This window comes from Yersinia artesiana (assembly GCF_902726545.1).
In the GTDB taxonomy this organism is placed as follows: domain Bacteria; phylum Pseudomonadota; class Gammaproteobacteria; order Enterobacterales; family Enterobacteriaceae; genus Yersinia; species Yersinia artesiana.
The window spans coordinates 49,919-65,935 of the sequence record NZ_CACVAD010000001.1 but is presented as its reverse complement, the minus strand read 5'-3'; the positions used below and the strand labels follow the sequence as shown (position 1 = coordinate 65,935).

Below are 16,017 nucleotides of genomic sequence, written 5' to 3'. Positions count from 1 at the left end.
AAAACAGAATATTCAGCGTTGCTGATACTGGCGTTGAGCGTTAGCCATTCTCGCTTGTTGTGCCATTTCGACAGAAACGACACGGCGACCCACCGGCCATAACGCGATAGCGGCAATCTTAAAATTGGCAATCCCGACCGGAATACCAATTATGGTGATGCATTGCACAATTCCTGTTGCAATATGTGATAAACATAGCCACCAACCAAATAAAATAAACCAGACAATATTCAGTAAAGAACCGCCCGCGGAAAGCAGAGCATTACTTTTTTCTGGGTATAATTCATTGACATGGATCGCCTCATTGCCATAAGGGAGAAATGATAACTTGGTGATCTCCCAGCAAGAGCGAGTTAATGGTAAGGTGAAAATCAGGATGACGCTGACCACGGTTGCTAATAGCCAGCCTAATGTGGTGAAGAAACCACCTAAAACAAAATTAAGAATATTCAGTACAGTACGCATAGTGATTAATCTGCCTAGCTGAATAAAAAACCGCAATGCGGATGAGTGATAACAAGTGCTATCTATTCTATACCTATAGCACCGGTTAGTTTCCTTTGTTAACTATCGGATACCTGTTGTTTAAACTCAATTATTTTATTTACACTCCATCATGTTATTTCAATTCACTTAATACGAGTTATGGCGCGCAGATATGGAACTTAAAGCGACATCTTTTGGCAAGCATTTGGCACAACACCCCTATAATCGGGTGCGCTTGCTGAATGCGGGCATCGAAGTATGCGGTGATAAACATCAATACCTGATTCCTTTTAACCAGTTGGTTAATATTCAATGTAAGCGCGGTATTGTTTGGGGCGAGATGGAATTTGAACTTCCGAATCAGCAAGTTGTGCGTTTGCATGGCACTGAATGGCAGGAAACTCAGCGTTTTTATCATCATTTACTGGGCATCTGGCAACAATGGAGTGAGGAGATGAGCCGGGTGTGTGTTGACGTTTTGCATAAACAAGTTGAACTGATTAAGCGAATTGAACAACAGGATAAATGGTTTAAACGCAGCGAGTTAAGTCAGGTACAAGCATCTATCCGTGAGGCTTTTACATCACTGCCGATGCCGGTTCAGCGCTTAATCGAATTTGACACTTGTCGCGCAGATTATGAGCTTTGTTTGCGCTGGCTGGAGCATGGTAACCGAAGTGTTGACCGCCGCAATCAGCAATGGACTCATCGTATGCTGGAGGAACATCAGGATTTCTTCCAGAACGTAGAGACGTCTCCGCTGAATGAGTCGCAAAGTCGGGCGGTCGTCAACGGTGAGGATTCGGTATTGGTGTTGGCTGGTGCTGGCAGTGGCAAAACCTCTGTATTGGTTGCGCGAGCGGGTTGGCTACTGCGCCGCAACGAAGCTATGCCTGAGCAGATTTTACTGCTCGCTTTTGGCCGCCAGGCCGCAGATGAAATGAATAGCCGCATTAAGCAACGTCTTGGCGCGGATGATATCCAAGCCAAAACTTTCCATGCGCTTGCCTTGCAGATAATTCAGCAAGGTAGCCGTAAAACTCCGGTGATCAGCAAACTGGAGTCAGACAGTCAGGCCAGGCGATCCCTACTTATTAAACATTGGCAACAGCAGTGCAGTGAGAAAAAGGCACAAGCCAAAGGGTGGCGGGAGTGGTTAACCGACGAGCTTGAATGGGATATTGATGATGGCGAGTTTTGGCGTGATTCGCGGCTCGCAACCCGGTTAGCCGGGCGGCTTGAGCGTTGGTTAGGTTTGATGCGAATGCATGGGGGAAGTCAGGCTGAAATGATTGAACAGGCTGATGAGGAAGTGCGTGACCTCTTCCAAAAACGTATACGGCTAATGGCACCGTTATTGAAAGCATGGAAAACAGCGCTAAAAGAAGAGGGCGCTGTTGATTTCTCTGGTCTGATTCATCAAGCCATCAATTTGCTGGAAAAAGGGCGGTTTGTCAGTCCGTGGAAACACATTCTGGTGGATGAATTTCAGGATATTTCACCACAGCGTGCCATGCTGCTAACCGCTTTACGCAAACAAAATAAGCAGACCTGCCTGTTTGCCGTGGGGGATGACTGGCAGGCGATCTACCGTTTTAGCGGAGCCGAACTTTCCCTCACCACCGCTTTCAGCCAGAGTTTCGGTGAAGGGGCTGAATGTGCATTGGATACTACCTATCGATTTAATGACAGGATTGGTGAGATTGCTAACCGGTTTATTCAGCAAAATCCCTACCAGTTAAAGAAACCCCTGAATAGTTTGAGTAAAGGTAATAAAAAATCGGTCGTTATCTTGCCAAGTGAACAACTTGAATCGCTATTGGATAAGTTAAGTGGTTTTGTTAAGGATGATGAGCGGATTCTGATTTTGGCTCGATATCACCATTTGCGACCAGAAATTTTGCAAAAAGCAGCCACTCGCTGGCCAAAATTAACGATTGATTTTATGACGATCCACGCCAGCAAAGGTCAACAGGCAGACTATGTGATTATTGCTGGTTTACATGAAGGGAATGATGGTTTCCCGGCAGTGGCGCGGGAGTCCATTTTGGAGGATGTGCTGCTACCGGCCCCTGAAGATTTCCCTGATGCGGAAGAGCGGCGCTTACTTTATGTCGCCATGACGCGAGCAAAACATCAAATTTGGTTACTGCAAGATACAGCGAACCCTTCTATTTTTGTTAATCAACTTAGTGAGTTAGGGGTGCCGACCCAACGTAAACCCTAGTCAATATGGGCCAATTTTGTGCAAAATACCCCGGAGATGTTATCACTCCGGGGAGCATGATTATTTCAGGCGTTGCTGTAAGTAGCGCTCATAATCGGGGATAGCAATAGTCACTTCACTGCTAAATAAGTCGGAGCCAATCAAGAAATCGGCGGTAGAGCGGTTGGTCGCGACCGGAATGTTCCAGACGGTTGCCAGGCGTAGCAGGGCTTTGACATCAGGATCATGTGGAACAGCATTAAGTGGATCCCAGAAGAAAATCAAAATATCAATTTTCTTCTCAGATATCAACGCACCCACTTCTTGATCCCCTCCCATTGGGCCACTGAGCAGACAGCGAACATCAATGCCTGTTGCCTTTTGTACCAGGTTTCCGGTGGTGCCCGTTGCATAAAGTTCGTGTTGTGACAACAAATCTCTATTCTGCATGACCCATTCGAGCAGTGATTTTTTGCAATGGTCGTGGGAAACAAGGGCAATATGCTTGCGTGCCGCAATGGTGCGGGTGGTGAGTTCCATCAACTTTTCCTTTCATAAATGCCTGCGATATGCAGACAGATTACTGAAATGGCGTTTTAGTGCATAGCAGTAACGTAAAGAAATGCGAGGAAACAAGCATAAGCTGATGTTTAAGAACGATCTCAGGCTAAGTCTGTTACTTCGCGGGTTGTTTTTTAGCCCATAATAGGAAACGCTGCTGAGTGTCTGTATCGGATTGCAAGAACCAATATTGCAGCATCTGTTCTGCCACATTTTCACCCTGCAAATTGCTGGTTTTTGGTGGGGAATTCGTTCCTGCAACGGCAATCGTGGTTCCCGGTACAGCGCTAACCGGTGAGGGGGGAATGGTAGCAAAAGAGGGAACCGAAGCACTAAATTGCCCGACGTTATAAGTTGCCATGGCTGTTTCCAGGGTTGCCGCGGTATTAAGATTGTCCTGATGCAATACATCGTGGCGTACCGATAATGGCCGCCCATTATCGCCGATTAGCTGATATGACGGATTTTTAGAAAACTTGTTACCATCTCTCTCAGTCTCGATTACGGGCAATTTTATCGCCACAGACCGGATATTGCGGGTGTTAAATACCACCACTAATGGTGGGGAGGAATACAATACTTTTGGATCAGTCGGGAGAGGTTTGGCAACTTTGAATAGAATTTGATGCTGACCGCTATTCAGCTCCAGGCTATCTGCCCCTTTAAGCAAGGAACCTGACATATTTTTTCCATCGACCACCAGCAGGTCAATTTCCGGCGCGAGTTTTAAGGTCGTGGCTATAGCTGAAGCACTACAGCAAACGGCCAAAATCCCTGCGACCACCAGACCAAATTTCATGTGCTACTCCTGAGGGTGATATCCACTAACATTGTCAGACACGCTAGATTATGTGTCAAAGTCTTTCCGGTTGCCCATATTTATTTACTTTCTGAAACATCCAGTATAGATATGCGGCTTTTATCTTAATGAATTTTAAAGATAAAAGAGTCAATCTAACAGCTATTACTGCCATAACTATTACACCAAATCAATTAGGTGACGTTTATCATCGGTTTTCCGAGTGATATACACTGAGATGTCGCCTAATATTGGTAAATCCATCCGGATGCAGATGGATTGGAATATTCTTTTAGCGCATCAGAGGAACTGAAAAATGCACGATAAAGACATTGCTGACATTCTTCAACAGGTGAAGACGATTGCATTAGTGGGAGCCAGCGATAACCCCGCACGACCCAGTTACAGCGTGATGAATTACCTGCTAGAGCAGGGATATCAGGTCACCCCCGTCAGCCCTAAATTGGCCGGAAAGACGTTACTGGGTCAGCAGGTTTATGCTGAATTAGCCGATATCCCTTATCCTATCGATATGGTGGATGTATTTCGTAATTCTGATGCGGCATATGGTGTTGCGCAGGAAGCAATTGCTATCGGAGCTAAGGTATTGTGGCTGCAAATCGGTGTTATCAATGAACTGGCTGCAACATTGGCAGCAGATGCCGGGTTAAAGGTTGTTATGGATCGCTGCCCTAAAATTGAAATTCCGCGATTGGGATTAGAGAAAGAGTAATATTTTGGGCATCAATAGCCTTAAATTTCCCCTATAAAAAACCCGGCAACCAGTGCCGGGTTTTATCAAGAAATTTTAACGTCTAGTTGCGCAGACGCGGAGCCTGCAACTGATGGCGGATAGAGGCTGCCAATTCATCTAATGAAGGTTGTTCAGGATGAGCATCCATATCTTCATAAGTCAGTTGTGCCTCAGCCAGATAAGTGTGTACCGGTTGCCCTTCATCATCTTCAATTACCACGTGATACCAAGGCGAAAAACGCAAAGTATCGTTGTTTGCAACCTCATCAGGTGCGGGTGGCTCAAGCGAATATTCAGGATCGATATCAATCACTACACCCAAGTAGCCGTGGAGGCGGTGGCGAACCTGCTGCCCGATACCGAATTTGCTCGCGATCATATAACCTCCTGGGAAACTATTACGCTGCTTTCTATATGAGGGCAGCGCAGGGCATTTCAAGTCACATTATCCGACACGCAAATCCTTTCAGGTACAAACCTTCAGGATAAGTTGCGATGACGGGGTGATCCGCTGCCTGGCGGAACTGTTCTATAAATTGTATATCATGGCCTGCATCTAACGCAGCATCGGCTAAAATTTTCTGGAATAAATCAGTTGGCATCAAACCAGAACAAGAGAAACTTAATAAGATACCGCCTGGGCGTAAAAGCTGTATCGCCAACATATTGATATCTTTATAGCCGCGACAAGCACTGGCCAGTTGGCTTTTATTTTCTACAAATTTCGGTGGATCCATGATGATCATGTCAAACTTTTCCCCTTGTGCGCGATAGTTGCGCAGCAATTGGAATACATCATCACGAATAAATTCGGCTTTACTTAGATCTAGCTGATTTAGCTCAACATTCTGTTTAGCGATATCCAACACGGATTGTGAAGTATCAACACTGATAACTTGTTGGCAATTCCCCATCAGCGCTGCAACAGCAAAGGCGCCGGTATACGAGAAGCAATTCAGAACACGGCGGCCATTGGCATAATTACGAGCAGCCAGACGGCTATCTCGCTGGTCTAAATAAAAACCAGTTTTATGGCCCTGCTGAATATCAACCAGTAACTGCATACCGTGTTCAGTGATAGGTAACAGTGCCGGAGGCATTTCGCCACAGACAGTACCTTGGGTCAGTTCCAGACCTTCCTTTTTACGCACCGAAACATCGGAGCGATCATAAATAGAACATTCCGGATAGCACTGTTGTAATGCGCTGACCAGTGCCGCACGTTGATATTCAGCACCTGCCGACAGCAGTTGCAATACCAGGAAATTTTGGAAGCGGTCAATGGTGATACCCGGCAAGCCATCGGACTCACCGGCAATGAGACGGTAGCCATTTAAGCCATCACGTTGTGCCAGCCAGTCCCGCCAGCTTTGCGCCTGCTGTAGACGGCGAACAAAGAACTCGCGGTCGATCTCTTCATCTTGTTGGAATGTCCAGACTCGCGCCACAATCTGCGACGCCGGAGAGTAAGCGGCGCGGGCCAGCCATTTCCCCTGACTATCAAGAATATCGATGGTTTCACCCGCGCTTGCATTGCCTTCAAGGCGTTGCACTGCCCCAGAGAAGATCCATGGATGGCGACGAAGTAAGGATTTTTCACGTCCTCTGGCAAGAAATAGGCGCATTATAATATTCTTTTAAAATCAAATGGTTGAAATTGATGGGTTATTATCAATCAAAATAAGGTCACAATGATATAGCAATATCATGCTACTCACTACCACGACTGTCTTGATAGCCAGCGCTCACTTAGGCGGCTTAGCCTCTCCTCGACTGCTCTCTCACATTCGAGAGAACGGCCAAAAATTTTTCGCTAACATATTCATAGAGCTATAATAACTTTCTTGGTTCAAACTTTCTTCATAGCAGGAGTCGCATCATGACGAATAAGCAAACTCACACAGAACTCACCGAAAAACAAAAAGAAGAAATTGATTTAATGGCACTACAGCGGGTTGACGCGATGAATAGCGATGAGTTTCTGTGTAACAGTATTGACCAAAAAATTCATTCGATGGAAGAACATCTTAAATCCTATTTCCAGTCACGTTTTTCGTTCCATTTAAAGCAAAAAAACAGTGAGAAATAGAGGTAAACTCCGTTGGAAAACATAAAAGAAATCATCATTTATCTCTCTCAGTCATTACAGCTGTTGCTGGAATTCTTGTCTGTTATTTGTGTTTTTGTCGGGTTGGTAAAGTCACTGCCCACTGCAATAACAAATTTTAAGAATCAGTCCATACTCCACTTAATGAGAACGCGTTTTGGTACCTGGCTGGCATTAGCGCTAGAGTTCCAATTAGCGGCTGATATTTTGGCTACGACAATTAACCCAAGTATGGAGGAATTGATCAAGCTGGCCATTATTGCTGTTATACGAACATTCCTTAATTACTTCTTATCTAAAGAGTTAGAGTCGGCAGAAAGTAATTTTGCCAACGCCAATAAAGCAAATACCAGCACGCATCATGGGAAAAAGTAACAATAGATGAGGAACTGATATGGCAAAAGTATGCACTGCTGCTTATGTTTATGGTGTCGTTCAAGGTGTGGGGTTTCGCTATAGCACACAACGTCAGGCACTGGCGTTAGGGGTCACAGGTTATGCCCGAAATTGTGATGACGGCAGTGTAGAAGTTGTGGCTTATGGCGAACAACAAGCGGTCGAGCAATTGATGGAGTGGATTAAGCAGGGCGGGCCGCGCGGAGCGAGAGTTGATCGCCTGCTGACCGAGCCTCATCCATCCACTCCATTTGAGACATTCAAAATTCGCTATTAGTCCATCAACCTGACTAATTCATTAGCATTAAATACATTTCACTGGCTTGGGCAATCCGGCAATTTTTGTGGCTTGCTTTGCCGGTCCTTTGGGGAATAGGCGATAGAGATAGCGGCTGTTGCCTTTTTCTTCGCCGTATTTCTGCGCCATGGCTTTGACCAGCATACGGATTGCCGGTGAGGTGTTGAATTCCTGATAAAATGCACGCACAAAACGCACCACCTCCCAGTGCGGTTCGGTGAGGGTGATGCCCTCTTGTTCAGCCAATATAGGAGCCAGAGCTTCACTCCAGTCAGCGCTGTTTTTCAGGTAGCCCTGCGCGTCGGTCTCAATTGTGCGTCCTTCAAACTCCAGCATACAACCTCAGTTATCCCATCAATCAAACGGCTGCTAATTTAGCAAATATTTGTCTGTATCCCAAACAAGTCTGTGCCCACGGGGAGAGGTAGCATAAAGAGTTTAGATAATAGAGCTGGTGTACAGTGAATCATCATCATGGTGATTAATTCAGCATTTGATAATTAGATGGTGTCTTTTTACCCGATTAAACACAAACAAGCTTTACAAGCGGCGGAGCTCTGTTTATAGTTCGGCTCGTTGCGGAGGGGTGGCCGAGTGGCTGAAGGCAACGGTCTTGAAAACCGTCGACGGGAAACCGTTCGAGAGTTCGAATCTCTCCTCCTCCGCCATCTTCTCTTAGCATCTTCTTATTTTTCAGCACGTAACCTCATAACATTTGTTTTATCCATGATGTCAGCTTACGTTGTTGAGCTAACTGGGTTAGCCCATTAGATTGACTGCTTCTTCGAATAATAAAATTGTCTCGTCACTAAGAGCAGCTTCCGAGAGGCTATTTGATAGCCTGATTCGAAAGCCGCATCATAAACTGTGACATACCAAACACTTATTTCATTATAAAGTCATACTGAATATTCACTTTGCTATCGTAGTAATCCAAGCGATCGCCTAATACGCTGCCATTCCGGTGTTCCCGAGCACGGTTAAGTGCGACAAATATTTTTAGCCCCTGTAATTTCCCTTGAGCTGCTTGCCAGCCAAAAAGCAGGTTCGTGCCAGCACCGCGTATTTGCACATCATGCTGATAGGTTTCATAACCATTGGTTAATGTTTCAGCAATGCCAATAAAAGAATTACCGGGCAGATTAAGTGTTGCGCCTAATTGATAAGACCACATATCGCTGTGATTACGGTCAATACTGAGATCAAAAGGGTATCCCAGATCAGTATCAATCCCCGCAAGCCGGTTTAACTTTCCTCCTGTTTTTCCTATCCCAAAAAATAATGAGCCGACAGGGTGGATATAGCTAAGCTGTCCACTGAGTAATGAGGTGTCCTTCGGCCCATCTAACGCAGCAGTTATCCCATCTAGATTGGCATAAAAAGCGGTAAATTCAGCTTTGAACTTATCTTTTCGACCCGAATCAAGTGGCAAGCATGTTGCGGTTTTAGCCATTAACTGCATGGCGACATCTTCCTGCCATGAGCCGCTGGTGGCGTAATAATGACATGAATCATGAAATACCACTGACGTTATATATTGTGGGCGAAAAAGATTGTGTTGATAATTGGTTGGATCTATTGGACCGGTTCGATGGACACCTTCCGCGACATCGGAATAATAATATACACCATAGCGGTACATCGCATAAATATCGTAATTCTTATCGATACTGTATTTCATTAATACAGCATCGGACAATGTTGGAACAGTACGTTGAGATGATGCATTAATAATCGGCAGATCTTCCTGACCACTATAAAGCGAGTCAGTGACCATTCTACCTGCTTTAATAGATAGTTTTTCTGAAAACTTTAATTTCAACGCCGCAGTATAACGGCCAAAACTATCATGCCCGTCGAGATACCAACGGGTACTCCAATTATCGCGAGCACCTAATTTATAAACGTAAAAACCGCCGACATCTACACCAATCAGATCCTGATAATAGCGACTGTTATATTCCAGTGCCGCACCTTGCACCCAAGCATAAATATCTTTTTCACTACCCGCACTGGCTCTTTCTGCCCGACGGAAATCATTCCTTAAACGCAATCTTAATGCATCTTCTTCATCATAAAAAGAAGCTGCTACCACTTGATAAGATAATAAGAAAACGACCCCAGGCAATATAATATTTATCGGAATTTTTTTCATTTGTATTTATTATCCAAAATAGAATGTTATTCGGTTTTTTTACGGTAGACATTTATCTCATGTAAGGAATCCAGGAATTCTTCGCTATTGGCTTTGCGTTTATTTATTTCACTGACAATTTCTTGATAACGTCTTTCTGTTAGTGGATATAAACACATTCCTAAAAAGGCTAAGAACATACATAACGCAGGAACTATGGCTACCGCCAGTTTTATTCCAGTAATCGTTTCGGGTGTTTGCACTTGATTTGAAACGTAACCGGAGGCAACCAGAATAAATGCCGGCAGTGAACCACCCAGTGCCTGACCACATTTTCGGGTGAATGAAAATAGTGAATACGTTAACCCTTCTATTCGGATACCGGTTTTATATTCGCCATATTCTACGGTGTCTGCCTCAAGCGCCCACATGACAGTCATGCATAGGCTGGCCCCGAATGATGCACAGGCAAATAAAGCGAATGCAGTATAGACAGATTTATCGAGGAAAAAGAATAGAATGAGATAGCTGACGGAAGCTATAACAGTACCAATAATAAAAGTTGTTTTCTTTCCATAGCTTTTCACCATTCGGGGAACCAGCGGGGCTGCCAAAATAGCACCGAGGAAGGTTTGAATAAAAATCAGCGTACTGAAATAACTCATATCATTGAGGATATAACGCACATAATACAGACCGGCCGCACTTAATGAGAATGTACCTGTCAGGGTGAAAATAGCCACGATACAAAGAATTAATAGTGGCTTATTACTTTTCACCGTATTCATACTGAGTTTCATTGAAGGCTGCTTGACCACTCGAGTAATATTTTCTTGGGTGGAAGCAAAACAAATCCAATATAATGCTACGCCAACGATGGCCAGACCAATAGTATAAGTTGTGTAGGTTGCCTGATGATGACCGCTGGTATCATTAATTGCCGGAGCAATAACAAATGCCAGTAGCGTATAGGTTAATGAGGCCATGATAGTCCGGGCGGCACCTAATTTAGCACGCTCCTCAGGGTGTTGCGTCATGGCTGTTGATAATGAACCGTAAGGGATATTCACCAGGGAATAAGCGACACCCAATCCCATATAAGTTAAATAAATATAGAATATTTTATAGCTATCATTAAGGAATGACGGAACTGAGAAAACCAAAACGCTGAATGTCATCAGTGGGACTGCACCAAATAAAATGAAGGGGCGGAATTTACCCCAACGAGTTTGGGTACTATCGACAACACGGCCGACAATGACATCAGCAACAGCATCAAACACCCGGACAAGTAATAACATGGTTCCCGCTACTGCGGCATTAATGCCCGCAGTATCGGTATAGTAATTTAATAAAAACATAGCGCCCATAGCAAAGGCGAAGTTGTTAGCAACATCGCCTAAACCATAGCCCACAATGTTTTTCCATGTGAGGCTATTCTTCATTTTATATTACTCCGTGATACGCGGCTTTTTAAAGGGTTGCTCCGAAGTCCAGCGTTCACGCAATACGAATGCTGAAGATTTAGGTTTTCTATCGCGGGTAAAGATACCTTTTTTATTACCACCTACCCGAATAATATTTTGCGAAGTGGCAAAGTCGGCAAAGTTCCATACATGCTCACCCACCACAGCACTTACGCGGTCGAATACCCGGTGATACATTTCAAGGAATTGATTCTGGAATTCTTCACTCCACATTTCGTGATATATCGAGTGCAAGCCGGCAAGTGTATCTGCGCCATATTCCGTAATAATAATTGGACGATGCAGTTTTTCTTGCCAGGCGCGTAATTCTTTTTCCAGTGCGCGTTCGGCTTTTGCCAAATTTCCAGATTGCATATACCAACCGAAATAGCGGTTCAGACAAACAACATCAAACAGGTCAGTAATGGTGTCAGTTTCTGGCGTACAGAACATCACGTTAACACAGGTAATAGGGCGGGTAGGGTCCAGCTTCCGTGTTGCTTCTGCCAGCGGAGCAAAGTAATCACGCGCGCCTTGCGGATTAGCATCCGGTTCGTTAGCAATACTCCACATCACCACCGAAGGGTGATTTTTATCTCTGGCAATCAGTTCCTTTATGGACTGCAAATGCGCTTGTTGGGTTTGCCCGTTAATGGCTTCCTCGGAGAATAATTTTGCTGGTTTTTGGGTCACATCAAAATTAAAACCTAGTGCCAAATTCAAACCAACCGCAGGGGTTTCATTAATGATGACGATTCCGTTTTCATCTGCCCATTCCAGCATCTCTTCAGCATAAGGATAGTGCGACGTACGGTAAGAGTTAGCGCCAATCCATTTCATTAGAGCATGGTCGTGGACCATCAATGCATTATCAAAACCTTTGCCGCGGATATCGGCATCTTCATGACGACCAAAACCGGTGAAATAGAAAGGTTCGTCATTGATAAGGAATTGCTCACCTACCACTTTTACCGTACGGATACCCACGCGAAGAGGGTACTCATCTGCCTGCCCGGCACCGCTGTTGGTCACTGTGAGGGTATAAAGGTAGCCCACACCCGGTTGCCATAAAGTCGGATTTTCTACCGATAAGGTACCTTGCGCGCCATTGCCCTGTGCGACAATTTTGCCATTGTGATCTTTCAGGGTGACGCTGACTGTATCCGGTGCAGTGACCTGATATAGCACATTGGCCTGACGGTGATCGGCTGAAAGCTCAGTGACCACATGAATATCACTGATGAAGTTTTGCGGTGTGGTATATAGCATCACACTGCGATGGATGCCCGCATAGTTGAAAAAGTCATGGAAATAGAGTTGTTCACGTTTACCTTGATCATCTTCAACAATCATACCCGGCGGGATGGTTTGCCAGTTCAGTTCATTATTGACACAGACAGTAATTCGAATGGTTTCGCCGGGTTTAATCAGGGAACTTATATCTTGTTCAAACGGGGTATACCCCCCCTGATGCTCCATCACTTCATGGTCGTTAACCCAAACTTTGCCGTAATGTGTCACGGCGTCAAAACGCAGCACGACTCTACGTTTGTCCCAGCCACTCGGGATAATAACTGTCCGTTGATACCAGACATTTCCTACATGCTGACGGATATCCGCATCGGCAAATTGTTCGTTAAAACTACCCGGTACGGCAATTGAGCGGCTATCAACTAAAGGTTCACGCCACCACTGTTCAGACAACCCCTTGTTTTCGGTATCAACGACAAAGGACCATAAACCATCCAGCGTTTTGATTTCTCTAGCTCGGTTTTCTACAGGACGTAACATCAGTTATCTACTCCGTTTCGTTAATGAAATGACAAACTGGTTGACCAATTTGTCATCAGGTAAACCAAATTGGTCTAATTGGTTTAACAAATATCATGCAGCGGGTAGGAGCGATAACGGGTCAATCTCAGAGTGATGCGTGGATCATAAAAGTTAATTCGCAATCACTGGAAAGGCGCGACAGGTCACGACCATGAAATACACCAGTTGACATTGCTTGTAAAATACCCAATCGAACGTTCGTTCTAATTATATGTGCAAAAAAATAAACCAGAATTAGTGTCTAATAAATTGATTTATTTGATATTAAGAAGGCCATGCATCATTGCCGTGAGGGTTGTTCTCAGTTGTTCTGGCGTGGTATTTGTACTCAGATTGGTATCCGCGAGTATGCCGTAAGTCAGTGATAACAGTAGTCCGGAGGCTGCGTTCAAATCGACATCTGAGCCGATAACACCTCGCTGCTGGCTGATTTTTAGATGGGATATTATCAACTCAATAATGGCATCGTATTTGCGATGTAACATTGCGGCTACGACGGGATTGCGCATACCTTCCGCCATAATTTCCAGCACTAATGAACGTTGGGTGCGATCCTCCTCTAACACTGCAATCATATTATCGATAGTTTTCCGGACAATATCGTCGTCTAACGTCTCTTCTGCGAAGCGCGCAAAGGCCCGGCTCTGATCTTCCAGGATGATTTCTTGAATCAAAGCTTCTTTACTGGGGAAATGGTGATAAAGGGTTCCGGGACTCATATCGCAGGCTTTACAGATGCTTTTCATTGATGCGCCGTGGAAGCCATCTTTGGCAAAACAGGTTCTGGCGGCCGCTAAAACGCGGCTTTTGGTGAGAGATTGTGGCTTGATATCAGCAGTGGTCACGATTCCTTATTCCTTTTTAGGCCCATAATATGAATGCTACTCAACTAATGAAGCATTTTGACATATTAGTTGGGTTAGATAATAACCCTATTTTAGATAAGTGCTTTTAGTGCTGAACATAACATTACCATAGCGCGAGTGGAGCGGCTGTCATCCGAAAAATCAGAGCCAGGCTCAAATAATAGGCAAAAAAAACCCTTACCAATCTCATTTGGTAAGGGATGCCAATTCGGCCAACACCAGGGAAACATTATAACCGTTTATTTATCATACGATTGATTTAGGTTACTGACATGACTTAAGTCAACTTTACCCACATTACATTAATATGTTTAATGTTTATATGTGTTTGAAGAATATTTTTGAGATTTTTTATGGGATAAATGTCTTAGGGAGGGCGATGTGAGTCAATTCAGATGGCGACTGATCAAATAAACAGCAAATTGTGCTGATTAAACTATCAGAGATGATTTCTCTCAGAAACAGTATGTGTTTAGGGGGTGTATGACATCGGGGTTGATGGTCATCTGAAGGTAAAAGCATCCAGATGGCAGGGTGAAAAATATAAAAAGCACAGTTATCATCTTATTGATCAGGTTATTTTGACGGCGAAAGATAAAGTTGCTCCTTTTGCCTCGGACGATAATTCTGTTATCAATAAAAAATTACTCATCATCATATCGGTTGCTTTCTTTGCCATCAATGCAGGTTACTTTCCAGTCGATCTTTAAGTGTTATTTTTCTAAGTGAGAAAATCTCGTCTAGCTTCCTTTCAGGTATATTATTAAAATTTACGTTAAAGAGTTTTAACATAATAAGAACCATAGTTTTTTAATTAAAACAACACCGTACACGCTCTTTATTTATGAGTGCAAACATTGAACGAGACTTAGTGAGTGGAGTAATAGCATGCCCGCTTTCTCTACATCGTACGTTTATTCTACAAACAGAGGGCCGGGTTTAAAGATTTTTGGCTCAGGGTAAGCTATAGGTGCGGGGTAATAGAATTGTCGGGATCTTTTTAAGAGAAAAGTGACATTAGACAGGATTTTTAGACCATAAATGGTTATAACGAAACAATGTTTCATTTCTTGTCTAAAAAGGATGCTGACGTGGACCGGAGTCCTCCGCTGTTTACTAATAAAAAATTTGTTTTCCTCGTCGCAACGTTTTGTTGTTTGTTGTGGGGCAGCGCCTATCCCGCCATAAAAAATGGCTACGCACTGTTCCATATTGCAGCTGATGATATTCCGAGCAAAATGGTTTTTGCGGGGTATCGTTTTTTATTGGCAGGTTTGGTATTGCTATTTTTTGCTGTCGCCAGCGGTAAGGCTATTGGTCGCCTTCAGAAGGGCCAATATAAGCAGATTGCTATTTTAGGGCTTACACAGACAACATTGCAGTACGTTTTTTTCTATATTGGCCTGGCATACACCACTGGGGTTAAAGGCTCTATCATGAACGCGACGGGCACATTTTTCAGTGTTCTGTTGGCACATTATATTTATAAAAATGACCGCCTGACTTTCAATAAAATCATTGGATGTGTCTTAGGGTTTGCCGGTGTCATGGTGGTGAATTTTGGCTCAGACTTAATGGACTTCAATTTCTCCCTGATGGGTGAGGGCTGTGTTGTGTTGGCCGCTTTCATCCTTTCTGCCGCCAGTATTTATGGTAAACGTATTTCACAAACCATGGATACCACGGTAATGACCGGTTATCAGTTAGCCATTGGTGGTCTGGTTTTAACGCTGGGCGGTTATCTGTTTGGCGGACATTTGAGTGACTTTGGCTGGCAGGCTTTATTACTACTGGCTTATCTGGTGCTGTTATCGTCGGCCGCGTTTGCACTTTGGAGTTTATTGCTTAAATATAATCGGGTCGGCATGGTGGCCCCATTCAATTTCCTTATCCCAGTTTCTGGCGCGGTGTTGTCCGCCATTTTCCTGAATGAAAGTATTTTGGAATGGAAAAACGCGGTGGCATTGCTATTAGTTTGTATGGGAATTGTGCTAGTTAACCGAATTAAACAGGGCAAAAGTTAGATGTTGTAATTGCATGAGATATTGCCACGGCAATAATAGCGTGCTAACCGGGCAAGGCAATGTGCGGTTAGCACGGCATGAAGATAT

The 16,017-nt window shown here is 44.2% G+C and carries 16 protein-coding genes, 1 tRNA gene and 2 pseudogenes; 8 read left to right on the top strand and 11 right to left on the bottom strand.

Translation table 11 applies throughout. The annotated features are described in order from the left end of the window. Positions 1 to 12: 12 nt before the first annotated feature. Entirely contained in the window at positions 13 to 465 is a 453-nt protein-coding gene (locus HU019_RS00325; RefSeq protein WP_174847099.1) for a YccF domain-containing protein, read from the bottom strand. Between the two features lie 193 nt (positions 466 to 658). On the opposite strand from HU019_RS00325, the gene helD reads away from it, so the two are divergent. Beyond that, a complete protein-coding gene (helD, locus tag HU019_RS00320) occupies positions 659 to 2,713 on the top strand; it encodes a DNA helicase IV (RefSeq protein WP_174847100.1) in 2,055 nt (684 codons plus the stop codon). 60 nt (positions 2,714 to 2,773) lie between these two features. Here the strand turns inward: helD and HU019_RS00315 are convergent, their stop codons facing one another. Next, complete coding sequence (locus HU019_RS00315) at positions 2,774 to 3,232, bottom strand: methylglyoxal synthase (protein ID WP_174847101.1); 459 nt, start codon at positions 3,230 to 3,232, stop codon at positions 2,774 to 2,776. Positions 3,233 to 3,368: 136 nt separating this feature from the next. Continuing rightward, a complete protein-coding gene (locus HU019_RS00310; RefSeq protein ID WP_174847102.1) occupies positions 3,369 to 4,052 on the bottom strand; it encodes a DUF2057 family protein in 684 nt (227 codons plus the stop codon). A gap of 316 nt (positions 4,053 to 4,368) precedes the next feature. Between HU019_RS00310 and HU019_RS00305 the strand changes: the two genes are divergently transcribed. Then, complete coding sequence (locus HU019_RS00305) at positions 4,369 to 4,785, top strand: CoA-binding protein (protein ID WP_174847103.1); 417 nt, start codon at positions 4,369 to 4,371, stop codon at positions 4,783 to 4,785. Positions 4,786 to 4,867: 82 nt separating this feature from the next. Here HU019_RS00305 and hspQ read toward each other — a convergent pair whose 3' ends face one another. Both hspQ and rlmI read right to left on the bottom strand, forming a co-directional pair. Next, entirely contained in the window at positions 4,868 to 5,185 is a 318-nt protein-coding gene (hspQ, locus tag HU019_RS00300) for a heat shock protein HspQ (protein ID WP_050078411.1), read from the bottom strand. A 61-nt stretch (positions 5,186 to 5,246) separates the two neighbouring features. Next, the gene (rlmI, locus tag HU019_RS00295) at positions 5,247 to 6,437 is read right to left on the bottom strand and encodes a 23S rRNA (cytosine(1962)-C(5))-methyltransferase RlmI (protein WP_174847142.1); all 1,191 of its coding nucleotides are present in this window, start codon (positions 6,435 to 6,437) and stop codon (positions 5,247 to 5,249) included. A gap of 248 nt (positions 6,438 to 6,685) precedes the next feature. Between rlmI and HU019_RS00290 the strand changes: the two genes are divergently transcribed. From HU019_RS00290 to yccX, 3 genes are read left to right on the top strand one after another with little or no spacing between them, the layout of a single operon-like run. Continuing rightward, the gene (locus HU019_RS00290) at positions 6,686 to 6,895 is read left to right on the top strand and encodes a hypothetical protein (protein ID WP_174847104.1); all 210 of its coding nucleotides are present in this window, start codon (positions 6,686 to 6,688) and stop codon (positions 6,893 to 6,895) included. A gap of 12 nt (positions 6,896 to 6,907) precedes the next feature. Then, a complete protein-coding gene (locus tag HU019_RS00285) occupies positions 6,908 to 7,288 on the top strand; it encodes a DUF1622 domain-containing protein (RefSeq protein ID WP_174847105.1) in 381 nt (126 codons plus the stop codon). A 19-nt stretch (positions 7,289 to 7,307) separates the two neighbouring features. Then, on the top strand, positions 7,308 to 7,586 hold the full coding sequence (gene yccX / locus HU019_RS00280) for an acylphosphatase (RefSeq protein WP_174847106.1): 279 nt from the start codon (positions 7,308 to 7,310) through the stop codon (positions 7,584 to 7,586). 27 nt (positions 7,587 to 7,613) lie between these two features. Here the strand turns inward: yccX and tusE are convergent, their stop codons facing one another. Continuing rightward, the gene (tusE, locus tag HU019_RS00275) at positions 7,614 to 7,943 is read right to left on the bottom strand and encodes a sulfurtransferase TusE (protein WP_174847107.1); all 330 of its coding nucleotides are present in this window, start codon (positions 7,941 to 7,943) and stop codon (positions 7,614 to 7,616) included. Between the two features lie 244 nt (positions 7,944 to 8,187). Between tusE and HU019_RS00270 the strand changes: the two genes are divergently transcribed. Continuing rightward, a tRNA-Ser gene (locus HU019_RS00270) sits at positions 8,188 to 8,275 on the top strand. Positions 8,276 to 8,490: 215 nt separating this feature from the next. On the opposite strand, the gene HU019_RS00265 is transcribed toward HU019_RS00270, so the two are convergent. From HU019_RS00265 to HU019_RS00250, 4 genes are all read right to left on the bottom strand, one after another. Next, positions 8,491 to 9,762 carry an OprD family outer membrane porin gene (locus HU019_RS00265; RefSeq protein ID WP_174847108.1) on the bottom strand — a complete coding sequence of 424 codons (1,272 nt, stop codon included), beginning with the start codon at positions 9,760 to 9,762 and terminating at the stop codon, positions 8,491 to 8,493. Positions 9,763 to 9,788: 26 nt separating this feature from the next. Then, a complete protein-coding gene (uidB, locus tag HU019_RS00260; RefSeq protein ID WP_174847109.1) occupies positions 9,789 to 11,186 on the bottom strand; it encodes a glucuronide transporter in 1,398 nt (465 codons plus the stop codon). A 6-nt stretch (positions 11,187 to 11,192) separates the two neighbouring features. Then, on the bottom strand, positions 11,193 to 12,998 hold the full coding sequence (gene uidA / locus HU019_RS00255) for a beta-glucuronidase (protein ID WP_174847110.1): 1,806 nt from the start codon (positions 12,996 to 12,998) through the stop codon (positions 11,193 to 11,195). Positions 12,999 to 13,294: 296 nt separating this feature from the next. Continuing rightward, positions 13,295 to 13,885 (bottom strand): TetR/AcrR family transcriptional regulator, encoded by a 591-nt coding sequence (locus tag HU019_RS00250; RefSeq protein WP_174847111.1) that lies wholly within the window; start codon positions 13,883 to 13,885, stop codon positions 13,295 to 13,297. Positions 13,886 to 14,442: 557 nt separating this feature from the next. On the opposite strand from HU019_RS00250, the pseudogene HU019_RS00245 reads away from it, so the two are divergent. Next, a pseudogene (locus HU019_RS00245) lies at positions 14,443 to 14,550 on the top strand (LuxR family transcriptional regulator); the annotation flags it as partial. Positions 14,551 to 14,553: 3 nt separating this feature from the next. Here HU019_RS00245 and HU019_RS00240 read toward each other — a convergent pair. Beyond that, positions 14,554 to 14,698 (bottom strand): annotated as a pseudogene (locus tag HU019_RS00240) (acyl-homoserine-lactone synthase); the annotation flags it as partial. 299 nt (positions 14,699 to 14,997) lie between these two features. Between HU019_RS00240 and HU019_RS00235 the strand changes: the two are divergent. Then, the gene (locus HU019_RS00235) at positions 14,998 to 15,930 is read left to right on the top strand and encodes a DMT family transporter (protein WP_174847112.1); all 933 of its coding nucleotides are present in this window, start codon (positions 14,998 to 15,000) and stop codon (positions 15,928 to 15,930) included. The last annotated feature ends 87 nt before the right edge of the window (positions 15,931 to 16,017 follow it).